A 14,008-nucleotide genomic window follows, 5' to 3' on the forward strand; every position below is an offset into this window, starting at 1 on the left:
CTAAATAGATAAAAAACTGGCCAAAACAGGTTAATATCTGGCAGTCTATCGATAACTCACACTATATTAAATGGTAACCCATACAAAGAATGAATGATGCCAAGAATATGACCAAATACAGCCTTCGTTCGTGGGTTCTGGTATTGGCGTTAGCCCCTACAATTTTAGTGGGGATCTTATTGGGTGGCTATTTTACCATAAATCGTTTCTATGAACTTGAAGATACGCTCATAGAACAGGCAAGTAATATCATTGAGCCCTTGGCAATTGCCTCCGAAGTCGGCCTTGAAAGCAAAGATTTTGAAACCACCAAGAGGCTGATCACCTCGGCGCAATTGAATAAGGCGTCATTGGTACAGTTTATTGCCATCTTCGATGCCAATAACCGGGTTGTTGTCACCTCTCATCATTATAAAAATCACGAAGTCATGCGCTTCGATAAACCCTTAGCCTCGATGCTGCGTACCGAACTGGAACAAGTCGGCGACAGTATGATTTTACGTTCACCCATTTTTAAGAGCGATAATATTCCTGTTCAAGACTTAAACAGGGAGCCACACGCTAATGCTAACATTCCTAAAATTGGCTATATCGCCATCCTTATCAATAAAGAAAACGCATTGCTGCAACAGCACCGAGCAGCCATTGCCGCCTTTATTATTGTATTAATTGGTGTACAGCTAAACCTGTTCTTCACCTTCCGCCTACTTAAAAACGTAACCCAACCGATTACCGACATGGTGCGCGTGGTGGCCAAAATTCGAGAAGGTAAACTCGATACCCGTTTAACGGGTAACTTGATTGGTGAGCTGGATCTGCTTAAGCGTGGTATCAACGCCATGGCGGGCTCTTTGTCGGAGTACCACGATGAAATGCAACAAAACATCGATCAGGCCACGTCCGATCTGCGTGAAACACTAGAGCAGATAGAGATCCAAAACGTAGAACTGGATATGGCAAAGAAACGCGCTCAAGAAGCGAGTCGTATCAAGTCAGAGTTCTTGGCTAATATGTCACACGAACTAAGAACCCCCCTTAACGGTGTTATTGGTTTTGCCAAACAACTGTTAAAAACCCCACTACACTCGAGCCAGCAAGACTATATTCGCACCATAGAGCGCAGCGCAACCAACCTGCTGAGCATCATTAACGACATTCTCGACTTTTCCAAATTGGAAGCGGGCAAGATGGTGCTAGAGAATATCCCCTTCTCGCTGCGTGAGACCATAGAAGAAACAGTAACCATGCTATCGAGCAGCGCGCGGGAGAAAGAGTTAGCCTTGGTTATCGATGTCGACTCTCGTATTCCAGAGGATGTCTCTGGAGACGCCATGCGCTTTAGCCAAATCATTACCAACCTAGTGGGTAATGCGATTAAGTTTACAGATAAAGGCAGCGTACAATTAAAACTGCAACTTGAAGAAGTCAAAGATGGCAAAGTACATATACGCTGTGAGATCATAGATACGGGCATAGGAATTGATGAGCAGCAACAATCGTCTCTCTTCCAAGCCTTTGGTCAAGGAGACTCCTCAATATCTCGTCGTTTCGGTGGTACTGGCTTGGGGCTTGTGATCACTAAACGATTAGTTAACCGTATGGGGGGGCAAATAGGCTGTTACTCTGAGCCTAAGCAAGGTTCTACGTTTTGGTTCTCATTGCCGCTCAATATTAGCCAATATCCAATTCATGACACTTTGCCGCTGTCGACGCTAGAGGGCAAAAGTATCATATTATTTGAACCTAACAGCCTTACACAACATGCGATTGAACGTATGTTACAGCGCTGGGGGCTAAAAGTAACTATTGCAAAAAATATCAAACAGTTAGAGTTCATTCTAACCCAATCCAATCATGTCTTTAATTTTGGCCTAATGAGCTGCCGCGCAGTTGCCACAACCCATCAACCTGCTAATGCACTAAAACTGGCTAAAACGAAGATCGACTACCTACTGCTTATCTCTGATTGTGTCGAACAGGAAGAAGTCTTCTCCCTGATACGGCCTTATATAGATAAACAGCTTTCGATGCCTGTCGGCGAAAAGTTACTGTCTAGCTCACTATTGGATCCGCATTCAGCAACTCTTAACGATAACTTAGTCCCATTTTCGCCCCTAGTTGCTCCTATAAAACTGGAAAACTTAAGCGTACTTGCAGTCGATGATAACCCGGCGAACCTAAAACTGATTGATACCTTATTAAAAGAATTAGTCACACAAGTGCAGGTCGCTGACACCGGAGAATTAGCCGTGAAACTCGCAAAAGAGCGCTGCTACGACTTAATCTTTATGGATATTCAGATGCCCGGCACAGATGGTATTACGGCGACCAAACAGATCCGAGCCAACTCGGCAAACCGTAACACCCCCATTATTGCAGTCACGGCTCACGCAATCGCCGAAGAAAGAGAACGGATTACTTCCAGCGGCATGGATGGTTACTTACCAAAGCCTATCGACGAAGCCGCCCTAAAAGGCGTCATTACTCGCTGGAAGACCAAACCTAAATTTACCCATTTCGAGCAGCGGACACTTAATTGGGAACTTTGTTTGACCCAAGCGAATAACAAGCCAGACTTAGCACTGGATATGCTAAAAATGTTGTTAAAATCGTTACCTGAGACTGTTGAGCAGATAGAGTCAGCGCTCTCGAGTTCTGATAATGACAAGATGCTTACCTGCATCCATAAGCTTCATGGTGCCAGCTGTTATTGCGGTGTACCGACAACTCAATCACTTTGCCAAGAAATTGAGTCGAGCTTAAAGCGCGGCGTATCGGTTGAAGATGTAGAACCGGAAATACTAGAGTTACTTGACGAGCTAACTAAGGTAGAATCAGCCGCTAATCAAGTGATCTCCCAGCTATCAGTGGATATATAAGATGACAAACAAACAGGGATTTTTTAAACGTCTAAAAGCATTAGAGTTACCTCAGAAAAAGCTTTTTGCGGTTGCCCTATGCCAGCGCATGCTACCTAACTATCAGCTTTTTTCTGAAGTGTGCGAATTTGGCGATCCTAAAGTACTCGACACCTTGCTAAATTTACTCTGGCAATCGATGTACGATAACAAGCTCAAGCTGAACATAGATATCTACCTTGAACGCCTTGAAGACAATACACCCGAACCAAGCGACTTCGATGTTTACGGTGTGTATCCAGCTATGGATGCCGCAGTTGCATTAACCTCACTTATCAGTGCACTACAGAGCAAAGTAGAGGAAGATATCACTAACATCAGTAAATTATCTTCATCCACTGTTGCCAACTATATCGAAGCGACCTGCGAGCAGGAGTTCAAAAACGAAGACGCGCTCGATGACTATATCTTCGGTCACGAAGTTATGCAGGAAGAGAAAGAGATGCAAGAATCTCTTTTACAAATCATCGAAGAAAACCCATCAATGAAGGCCGACTTCATTAAAGGTTTACGTAAAGAAATCGTTGAGATTGGTGTATCAAATATCGGTATCGAAGCGAGTCGATAAGCGTCGCCAGCCATACAGATTGGCATTAAACGTCTGAATGCACCCTCACTGAAAAGCGCATATGGTTGATCACCCTATGCGCTTTTTTATAACTGGACAAAAGCTTGCTCGTTAACTTGCCATCGAAAACAAACTGCCCGCCTTTGACTGCATAAACTCGATAAACAGCTTTACCTTCAGCGGTTGATGACTGCGCTGATGATACAAAATTGAAATGCGTCTCTTCTCACCAATCCACTCAGGCAGTATGGCTTGTAAGGCGCCTGATTTAAGCTCCTTCTTAACGAAAAGTTCGGGGCCGTAAAGAATACCACCATCGTCTACCGTCGCTTCAACCGCGCCATGCAAGTCACTTAAAGTGAGCTTTGCCTTGCCGTCATAATAAAATGACTCCCCTGATGGGTGCTTAAGCGACCAGTTATATAGGGGCCATACCTTAATCAAATCGTGGTTTTGCAGCTCACTAGGATGGGTTAATCGCGGCGCATTGTCGATATACTCAGGCGAAGCAAATAAACCGTAATTCAGTACACCTAAGGAGCTAGAGATCCAAGATGAATCCGGCTGAGTGCCGCCAACAATAGCCACATCCACGCCCTCATCAATCAAGTCAATCACGTTATTGTTCTGCGCAATATGCAGCTGAATATCAGGATACTGCTCGCAGAACTCATTCAGCGTCTTAATAAAAATCATCGAGATAATCGACACTGGCGCGGCGATGCGCAGCGTGCCTTCAGGCTTATCCACGCTGACTCCGCTAATGCTATCAAACTGAGAGATAATCGACTGATATTGCTGAAATAGCGCTATCCCCTCTTCAGTCAGCCTCAGTTTACGGGTATTACGCATCAACAGCTGTTTATCTAATACCGTTTCTAATTTGGTCAACTTACGGCTAACCGTCGCTATCGGCATATCCAGCTCTTTAGCTGCCTGAGAAAAGCTCCCAGCATTCACTAGATGCACAAATTGATAGATCAGCTGTAATTCCAAACCAAAGTTGGTACTCATTGATATATACCCTGCGACAAAAAAAAGACTGAGTTAAAGCGAGCCGTAATATTATACCAAAACATAAATGGAATAGTGTTCTGGCTCAATGTTATCGGCTTTTTAACCTTGGAGGAGTCGGCAAACTCTAATGCTAGATTTCAATGCTAGTGCATAATGAACCGAGCCGGAATTTGGCTAAATCCAAATAGCCATAAAAATAAATTGGTCAAAAACTCGTTTTAGATTATTATGCGCAACCTTTTTCTATCACTGCTCAAAAAATGGCTAAAACTCTTGTCTTTCTGTTGCTATTCACAGGCTTATCAAGCTCGCTATCGGCACAGCCTTTTGAACTCAAACTACAACAACAGCCGCTGTTACAGTTACAGCCAAAAACATTAGCTATAGCGAGTACTGTTGCAGCAGATAAAGAGTCTATCTGGTTCACGAGCCAATATGAGTATCCAAAAAACGCAACAAGGATCACTCAATTACTCCTATTAACACTTATCGCTTTAGTGCTTGCCCTAAGCTGGTTTCGTAATAAAAAACGTAAAGCCGTTTTATTACAAGCGCTGGCCAGTGGCCAAGCCAGTCATGACCGAATGCAGTGGTTAATGGCCGTCCTGGACAACTTTCCCGGCATGGTGTTGATATCAGATGCCAACGGCAAACCTATGCTAGCCAACAAGGCCTATAACAACTGCGTACAAAGCGACGCTGCGAAAGCAGATTCACATCCGGACTCAATTATCAGTATCGTCAATAGCCAGAGTGATGAGTACGCAATAGCAGATAAATATTACCGGCTTTGCCGTGAAGTCATCCGTCATAATGATGGTCACGAATATCACATTACGGTGTTTGCCGACTTCACCGAGTTAAAGCAGCGCAAACAAGAACTGAAGTTTTCACAGCAGCAAGCTATCGATGCATTAAAGGCTAGAGAGTCATTCCTAGGGATTATTAGCCACGAGCTGAGAACACCTCTTGCCGCGATGATAGGCTTAATGGAGCTACTGAGACCTGAGCTTAAATCGACTGAAAACCAAGAGTTAATGAAAAATGCTCAGGCCTCTGCCGAGCGGTTAAAAGCCTTAGTTAATGATATTTTGGACTTCTCTAAAATGGAGGCTGACCAGCTACAGCTCGATGTTTCTCAAGGAAATATCTTTGCTGAACTCGGTTCAATGCTGAGAACTCTAGAAGCTGGCGCTCGAGTAAAAGGGCTCAAGTTTATTGTCGACTGGCAACCAACAAACCTCTGCCATGCTGAGCTTGATTGGCTCAGGCTCAGCCAGTTGGTTAACAATTTAGTAAGTAATGCCATTAAGTTCACCCAGAAGGGCTTAGTCAAGGTTTCAGTATCAAATACAGAGCACAAGCTGTACCTATCAGTTGAAGATACAGGCTGCGGCATGACGCCGGCACAATTGCTCACCCTATTTCAGCCCTTTGTACAAGGTGACCCAAGTATCAACAGAAACTACGGCGGCAGTGGATTAGGCATGTCGATAGTTGAGCACTTAGTGCAGCTAATGGGTGGCGATATAAAGGTGGAGAGCCAACTAGGTCAAGGTACTCAAGTATGCGTGAGCTTGCCCGCTGTATTTCATCCTTTAGCACTCGATATGGTGCCGGATGTCCAAACGCAAAATGACAAGCTAACAGGTTGGCTCATGCAATGGGGTGTGAACATACATCAACTGGGAACATACGGACTAACCGTTGAAGAGTTTAATTTGGCTAGCTATATCTACCCAGATCTATTGTTAAATGCGCTTTGTGTGTCAAATAACAACGAGCAACACAATACACCAATAAACCTTAAGTATGTTGGCAAGGTGTTAGTCGCCGATGACGATCCAATCAACCGTTTCTTGTTTCAGAAACAACTGAAAAAGTTAGGCCTAGATGTCGTGACGGTGAATGATGGCCGGGAGGCTCTCGATTACTTAACTCATCACTTAGAAGAGATAGATTTACTCATTACTGACTGCCATATGCCTAATCTAAATGGCTATGATTTAGTGCGCCAGCTAAGAGCTAAAAGCAAGTTTACCGCCTTGCCCATAATTGGTTGCACCGCAGAAGACTCACGCTTAGTGGTCGAAAAAGCACAAAGTGTCGGCATGGATGAACTCGTCTATAAGCCCTATTCCTTCTATACGCTTAGCACAATGTTAGGGCGTTATTGCCGTTTACAAGCAACAGATGTCGGCCAGGATAAGCTCGACTGGTTAAATGAATATGAGATCGAAGAGCAACTTGAGCTCTCAGCCGTTGTTAGAGACTCTCTCATTGCAGATAAAACACAGCTGCTAGAGCAAAGCATACCACTTGCGGCTATAGGTCATCGTATCAAAGGTGCGGCAAATGCACTCAATCTCCATGAGTTAGCCTCCCTCGCCTGCGCCTGTGAAACAGTGACTGCTGCTAATGCTTCGTTGGCGACTAAACGCCTTGCTGATGAGATTGACAGCGTCATCACAGCGATTAATACCTGGCTCAGTGAACAATATTTATGATTATTTGATGTGCGGGCTTAGTGATTAAGCCCGCACATCAGAACTTTCGTTTTTTGGACAATACTCTTTATGCAATCTTTTCAAACATTAAAAGTGCTAGTCGTAGATGACGCACCGACCTTCCTATTTACTATAAAGAGTATGTTGGTAAAGCTAGGATTTTTAGAAAACAACGTGCAAACCTGCAAGTCGGCCAAGACCGCTCTCGATCTGGTGTCAAATAAACCATTCGACGTAATCATCTGTGACTATAACTTTGGTACAGGCATGAATGGTAAGCAATTGTTTGAAGAGTTTAGGCATCTGAATCTTTTGTCTGACGAAGCCGTGTTTATCCTAGTCACCGGCGACAACTCAGCGGCAACGGTTAGGCCCATCATAGAGCTAAAGCCCGATGAGTACCTATTAAAACCTTTCAATGCGGTTTCTCTAAAAGAGCGGATCTCGGTAGCCATTAGGCGCAGACAAAAATTGTCAGGCCTCTACGCAGCAGAGCGCACCTTAGATGCCCAACAAGGCTTGCAATTATGTGATGATCTCGCGCCATTTCATCCTGAATATTACTTCGTGATTAAAAGGTTTCGCGCCTCTTTTCTCACCATGTTGCAGCGCCATGAACAGGCTAAACAAGTTTATCAATCGACACTGGCAAAGAAACAGCTCGACTGGGCTAAAGTAGGCTTGGCTAATTCCTTAGCCAATCTAGGCCAAACCGATGAAGCTGAAAAGATCATCAACCAGCTACTCATGTCTTCGCCTAATGACACAAGAATAAGAACCGAGGCCGCTTACCTAAAACTTAAGAGCCAGGATACACCCGCCGCGATTTCACATCTAGAAATCGCGAGCCAACTTGTGCCTGGCAACTCAGAGCGAGAGCTCATCATAGTCAACTTATGCCTATCGGTTGAGGACTACCAACAGGCGTTAAACCGCTATCGCCTGTATCTGGAGATCAACAAAGATACCTATCGCAATAATGAGTTCGCCAAACTCACTCTTATAAGGGTGCTACTATATGCATGTCAAACTAGCCCTAATAAGGCCAATCTTATCGAGGAAGCCAAGCATCACTTCAGGTTATTAATGGAGTCAAAAAACCCATCAATTCAGGATGAAATTGAGCTGATAAAGGCTCATATATCACTTGAATTAGGCTACTTCCGCTCGGCAATTAATATCCTTAAAAACCTACATAGCAAAGAGTGTTTTAATCACTTCTATGCCGCGTATCATTACGCATGGCTACTTAATATCATGAGCGTTGAAAATGAGTTTAACCAAGCCATACAGTGGAGTAGCCAGACCTTAGGCTATGAGCAGAGTCAGATAGTGTTTTCAAGTAAAGTGACCATGCTGGATGGTCTAAAAAGTGGTAACGAGTCGAAGAAAAACTGGCTTAAAAAGAAGTATCTCGCAGTCAAAGATAGCCAACTCGACAACTCGGCTTTGCTAGAAACTTATCTCGCCATCCACGAGAAAGCCCCACTACTGAAGATGGTGTGCTTGAATATCATCAAGACTCTGTCCTATGTCTGGCCACAAGGAGTGGGTGTCACTCAAGTTCGGGAAATAATAAGCCGTTGCGATAACGTAGTCAGACAACTTTACGCCGAACAGGAGTTAGTCAATATCAATTATCAAGACTACTATCTCGCGGCAATAGACAAATGCAAAAGCAGAGTTGAATAAGCGTTTCAGGATAAACGCAGATAATCCTTATTCTAACGCTAAATCAAACTTCGTTTGATAAAGGTCGTGAGCTTCCAGCTCACACATAAACTCCAAGTTAGACTGCGTCTAACAACTAACGTCGTGGCGCTTCGCCCACACCTTAGATTAACAGCTATAAAGCTCATCAGTATTTTTAAGCTGATGATAACTTTTTTGGAAATGTGGTTCCAATTGCCTGCGGCAGGTGCTGGACAGGATGTCCGAATGTCGTGATCACAAGGATGTGAATGAACGACCTTATGTGCAGACACTTCCGTGACACGCAGCACTTCTCAATAACGGAAAGGGTCCGTGGAGGCTCGACCATGACGAATAACATCCCTGCTAAAAAGCCAGTTTGGCATCCTGCCTCTCGTTCGTAGCACAAAGCTTCGCTTTACTCACCGTGCTTCAGCAGTGTCTGCACATCCCCCGCAGGAGGCGATTGATAGCTACTTAGCTACAAGTTAAAACGGGCTATCCCATAGCAACGACACGAAGATAATGTAATAAGCCTTCATTCCAAGGCTGGCCTAACCTTTTAGTTTTTTGAAAAACCAACCTTTTATTCCTACACTCATAAAAAGGTAACAAAAGTCTGTTTCAAATAACGAGTCAGGATCAGTCTGAAACTAAAACCAGAACTCAAACCAGAGCTAAAACCAGAACTAAAACCAGAACTAAAACCAGAGCTAAAACCAAACGAAAGCCTGACGAAAACTAAGCTAAAACTTGGCTAAAACCCAAAACAAGCTAGAACAAAACCAGATTGAAAGCGTGATTCACCTCAACGGATTTATCAACTGGGTATTTACTGTATGAATAAACAGTATATACTGTTTAACCATACAGTGTTTTGATAAAGGACATCACTATGCTTTGCCAACTCAGCATCAACAACTTTGCTATTGTGCGTTTCTTAGAACTCGACTTTAAAGCCGGCATGACCAGTATTACTGGTGAAACTGGTGCGGGTAAATCGATTGCTATCGATGCCCTCGGCCTATGTTTAGGTAACCGGGCCGACGCCAATACCATTAGACCTGGTGCCACTAAGGCCGAAGTAAGTGCCCGCTTTTTATTAGATGATACCCCAGCGGCAAGACGCTGGCTTGAAGATAACGACCTTGAACTCGAGGATGAGTGTATCCTGCGCCGCACTATTAGCAGTGATGGGCGCTCACGCGCCTATATCAATGGTAACCCAGTCCCATTGGCGCAGATAAAGTGTCTTGGTCAGTTACTTATCGGTATTCATGGCCAGCATGCTCATCACGCTATGCTAAAGAGTGAACATCAACTTACCCTGTTAGATAGCTATGCTAACCATAAGATGCTGCTCGACAGCGTGACAGCCAGCTACCACAGATGTAAAACGACTGAAAAACAACTACACCTACTTGAGATGTCGCAGCAAGAGCGCTTAGCCCGTAAACAGCTACTGCAATATCAAGTCGAAGAGCTAAACGAATTTGCTATTAATGAGGGCGAATACGAGTCGATAGAGGCCGAGCATAAAAAATTAGCTAACAGCACAGCGCTAATCGAGCTGTGCCGTAATCAGCTGCATATTTTACAAGACAATGATGATGGCAGCGTTGAGTCACTACTGAACACCTCTATCAGTCAGGGCCAAGATCTGGAGAGTTACGATCCTGAGCTTGGTAGTGTACTTGCCATGCTTAATGACGCTCTCATTCAGGTACAAGAAAGCAGCAGTGAGATAGAGCGTTACTTAGAGGGCTTGGAGCTGGACCCTGAGTACTTTGCTCACCTAGAGCAGCGCCTGTCTAAGACCATGCAACTTGCCCGTAAACATCAAGTGATGCCAAATGAGCTTTATACTCATCACCAAAGTTTATTGGAAGAGCTTGAAGATTTAGGCTCAGATTCTGACAAGTTAGATGATATTCGTGAGCAGTTAAACGCCAACCGAGAGGCTTACCTGCAGCACGCTAGAAAGCTAAGCAACAGCCGTAGCCGTTACGCCAAAGAGCTAGATAAACAGGTGACTCAGTCTATCCATGAGCTCAACATGCCTAAGGGTAAGTTTACTATTGCGGTGAATTTCAATGAGGCCGTTATCACCCCAACAGGTTGTGACAGCATTGAGTTTTTGGTGTCGACTAACCCTGGTCAGCCGCTACAGCCTATTGCTAAGGTCGCCTCTGGTGGTGAGCTATCGCGCATCGGTTTAGGTATTCAGGTGATCACCGCCAAGAAAGTCTCGACTCCTACACTGATCTTCGATGAAGTCGATGTGGGTATTTCTGGCCCTACGGCTGCAGTTGTTGGACGTATGCTTCGCAGCCTTGGCGAGTCGACTCAGGTCTTTTGTGTAACTCACTTGCCACAAGTGGCCGGTAACGGTCATCAACACATGTTCGTTAATAAGAGTAGCAAGGCGGGTCAAACAGAGACCTCTATGGTGGCACTAGATAAAGAACAGCGTATTGAAGAGTTAGCGCGCTTATTAGGGGGTGACACCATCACTAATAACACTTTAGCTAATGCCAAAGAATTATTACTGAGTTAACTTTTAAAACTTATAAAAAACTAAAACCCATAAAAAAATGCAGAGCTGAGCTCTGCATTTTTTTGATGCGAGTTGATGCAATTAAGCAAAGTAATACGCTAGGCCTTGTAAGCAAAGCATGGCAAAGATCCCCGCTAGCACATCATCAATCATAATACCGAAGCCGCCGTGAACCTTGGCATCTAGCCAACGAATCGGCCATGGCTTTAAGATATCGAAGATACGAAACAGCACAAAACCCACCACTAACCACTGCCAACCCACAGGTGCAGCAATCATGGTGATCAAAAGTCCTGCGACTTCATCCCAGACAATTGCGCCATGGTCATGCACGCCCATATCTTTCGAGGCTTTATCGCAGATATAAAAACCCGCCAGTACACTCAATACCGTAAGGGCGATATACCAAGGTAAACTCAGCGGTGCCATCAGCAGAAAAACAGGGACAGCAGCCAAGGTACCAAAGGTTCCCGGCGCTTTGGCTGCTAAGCCAGAGCCAAAGCCTAGAGCAAGGAAGTGAATAGGATTCTTCAGTGACAGCTTTGCTAGCACTGGATCTTTAGAGAGTAGATTCATTAGTTAAAGTGCTCAAAACCTAAGTTTATCGGTTCAAAAGGCTGATTGTCTTTAAGCAACTTTAACTGGCCACCGGTGCATACCTGACCTATCTGAGTAAACTTAACTCCCGATTCCGCCAAGACGACCTCTAGCATGCCTTTTTGCGCCTCTGAAACAGTAAATAACAGCTCATAGTCTTCACCGCCTGTTAGCGCGTAACTCAGCGCCACCTCAGGTGAAACGCTGCGTGTCAGTGCCTCTGACAATGGAATATTGTCGACGTTAATGACTGCTCCCACATTTGAGGCCTTCAGGACATGTTGAATATCTGACATGATACCATCTGAGATATCGATGGCACTTGAGGCGATATTTCTAAGCGATTGGCCAGCTAATACTCTCGGTGTTGGTCGGTAGTGACGATGAATAAGATAGGCTCTGTCCTCTGCATTTGCTTCGACTTTATTTCTCAGTAGATCTAAACCTAGCGCCGAGTCGCCTAAGGTGCCAGTCACATAGATCCAATCACCATTTTTAGCACCACTGCGGGTCAACCCTATATCGCTTGGAAGTTGGCCGTTGATGGTGATGGTAATTGAGCGTGGACCGCGTGTAGTGTCACCTCCCACCAAAGCCACGCCGTAATACTCGGCAATATCAAACAGACCAGCGCTAAATTCAGCCAGCCAAGTTTCGTCAACCTCAGGTAGAGTCAGGGCCAGTGTCATCCATGCAGGTTCCGCCCCCATTGAGGCCAGATCAGATAGATTCACCGCCAAAGACTTATAGCCGAGATCGGCAGCTGGCATATCGGGGAAGAAGTGGACATTTTCCACTAAGGTGTCACAAGAGATGGCAATAGACTTATTGTCGGCTGGCTGCACAATGGCGCAATCATCGCCAATACCAAGGGTTACATCTTTGCGGGACTGGGCGCGTCCAGTAAAGAAACTTTCGATTAATTGAAATTCTTTCACAATACCAATCACAAATAATAGTAAGTATTCAGGGAGAGAAAAGATAAGTGTAGTTCAGGCCGTCACTCAAGCGAAAAAAGGAAGCCACAAGGCTTGCTCAAAGTGGGAATATGCGGACTGTTCTAAGCTCCCTAACGGATATAACAAAAACGGCATCCGAAGATGCCGTTTCTACTACTTATTGCGTGCTACCAGCTTATCTAGAATGCCGTTAACAAACTTATGTCCATCTTCTGCGCCGAATGCTTTTGCAAGCTCGATAGCTTCGTTAATCGCTACCTTGTAAGGCACATCCTTGCGGAATGTCAGTTCATAAGTTGCGATACGTACAATCGCTTTTTCAACTGGATCCACTTCATCGAGTGGGCGAGTCACGAATGGAGCGATTAGCTCATCCAATTGACTCTTTTTAGTTGCAACGCCGCCTAATAGCTCACGGAAGTAAGCAATGTCGACACCATCAACAACTTGTTCAGTTAGAAACTCATGCTCAACATCAGCAATATTGTTGCCACTTAGCTGCCATGAATAGATGGCCTGAACGGCTAAACGACGTGCCTTGCGGCGCTCTGAAGGCTTCATTAAATTGTCCTAAATTACAGCTGTTCTTCAAGTGCTTGCAGAACGTTAACCATTTCTAGCAGACCAAGTGCAGCTTCACCGCCCTTGTTGCCCGCTTTAGTACCCGAACGCTCAATAGCTTGTTCAATGGTATCTGTGGTTAATACGCCGAATGAAACAGGGATATCGAACTCAAGTGCAACCTGAGCCAAACCTTTATTACATTCACCTGCTACAAAATCAAAATGAGGTGTACCACCACGGATCACCGCACCTAGTGCGATAATTCCGTCAAATTTTCCGCTCGCCGCAACACGACGTGCAGCCAGTGGCAGTTCAACAGCGCCAGGCACTCTAACTACAGTGATGTTTTCATCTGCAACTTGGCCAAAACGCTTAAGAGTGTCAACCGCGCCATCGAGTAAACTATCAACAACAAAGCTGTTAAAACGTGAAACTACGATCGCAACTTTGGCGTTTTTCGATTCGATATTACCTTGAACTACGTTCATTTATCTTACCTAAATTAGCTTAATTACCCTACATAGGGACGGAAGAGGCGGTATGATACCACAGCACTCCCTACTGATCTCTATGCAATTAATAAGAAAAGTGTGAATTTAAGCCTCAGGTTATTAAACAACCCGAGGCAA

Annotated in this window: 10 protein-coding genes; 5 read left to right on the forward strand and 5 right to left on the reverse strand. The window is 44.7% G+C overall.

All coding sequences use genetic code 11. The annotated features are described in order from the left end of the window. The first annotated feature begins 89 nt into the window (after positions 1-89). Positions 90-2,879: a two-component sensor histidine kinase BarA gene (gene barA / locus Q1A86_RS14685; protein ID WP_299807871.1), complete on the forward strand. Its 2,790-nt coding sequence runs from the start codon at positions 90-92 to the stop codon at positions 2,877-2,879. A 1-nt stretch (position 2,880) separates the two neighbouring features. Next, positions 2,881-3,486 carry a YjaG family protein gene (locus Q1A86_RS14690; protein WP_220759879.1) on the forward strand — a complete coding sequence of 202 codons (606 nt, stop codon included), beginning with the start codon at positions 2,881-2,883 and terminating at the stop codon, positions 3,484-3,486. A 111-nt stretch (positions 3,487-3,597) separates the two neighbouring features. On the opposite strand, the gene Q1A86_RS14695 is transcribed toward Q1A86_RS14690, so the two are convergent. Beyond that, on the reverse strand, positions 3,598-4,500 hold the full coding sequence (locus Q1A86_RS14695) for a LysR family transcriptional regulator (RefSeq protein ID WP_299807878.1): 903 nt from the start codon (positions 4,498-4,500) through the stop codon (positions 3,598-3,600). Positions 4,501-4,763: 263 nt separating this feature from the next. Here Q1A86_RS14695 and Q1A86_RS14700 point away from each other — a divergent pair, with 263 nt between their 5' ends. The 3 genes from Q1A86_RS14700 to recN all read left to right on the forward strand — a co-directional run bounded on the left by Q1A86_RS14700 (position 4,764) and on the right by recN (position 11,259). Then, the gene (locus Q1A86_RS14700; protein WP_299807880.1) at positions 4,764-7,010 is read left to right on the forward strand and encodes an ATP-binding protein; all 2,247 of its coding nucleotides are present in this window, start codon (positions 4,764-4,766) and stop codon (positions 7,008-7,010) included. Between the two features lie 69 nt (positions 7,011-7,079). Next, positions 7,080-8,702: a tetratricopeptide repeat-containing response regulator gene (locus tag Q1A86_RS14705; RefSeq protein ID WP_299807882.1), complete on the forward strand. Its 1,623-nt coding sequence runs from the start codon at positions 7,080-7,082 to the stop codon at positions 8,700-8,702. A gap of 895 nt (positions 8,703-9,597) precedes the next feature. Further along, a complete protein-coding gene (gene recN / locus Q1A86_RS14710) occupies positions 9,598-11,259 on the forward strand; it encodes a DNA repair protein RecN (protein WP_299807884.1) in 1,662 nt (553 codons plus the stop codon). 81 nt (positions 11,260-11,340) lie between these two features. Here recN and Q1A86_RS14715 read toward each other — a convergent pair whose 3' ends face one another. From Q1A86_RS14715 to ribE, 4 genes are all read right to left on the reverse strand, one after another. Next, positions 11,341-11,835: a phosphatidylglycerophosphatase A gene (locus tag Q1A86_RS14715; protein ID WP_299807886.1), complete on the reverse strand. Its 495-nt coding sequence runs from the start codon at positions 11,833-11,835 to the stop codon at positions 11,341-11,343. Next, positions 11,835-12,794: a thiamine-phosphate kinase gene (gene thiL, locus Q1A86_RS14720; protein WP_299807888.1), complete on the reverse strand. Its 960-nt coding sequence runs from the start codon at positions 12,792-12,794 to the stop codon at positions 11,835-11,837. The genes Q1A86_RS14715 and thiL overlap by 1 nt, the downstream gene beginning before the upstream one ends. Before the next feature lie 174 nt (positions 12,795-12,968). Next, positions 12,969-13,376, reverse strand: a complete 408-nt coding sequence (gene nusB / locus Q1A86_RS14725) for a transcription antitermination factor NusB (protein ID WP_220759860.1) — start codon at positions 13,374-13,376, stop codon at positions 12,969-12,971. A gap of 14 nt (positions 13,377-13,390) precedes the next feature. Continuing rightward, complete coding sequence (ribE, locus tag Q1A86_RS14730) at positions 13,391-13,867, reverse strand: 6,7-dimethyl-8-ribityllumazine synthase (protein WP_202722445.1); 477 nt, start codon at positions 13,865-13,867, stop codon at positions 13,391-13,393. Positions 13,868-14,008: the final 141 nt, after the last annotated feature.

Origin of the sequence: uncultured Shewanella sp., from assembly GCF_947497935.1 — a bacterium.
Taxonomy (GTDB): Bacteria; Pseudomonadota; Gammaproteobacteria; order Enterobacterales; family Shewanellaceae; genus Shewanella.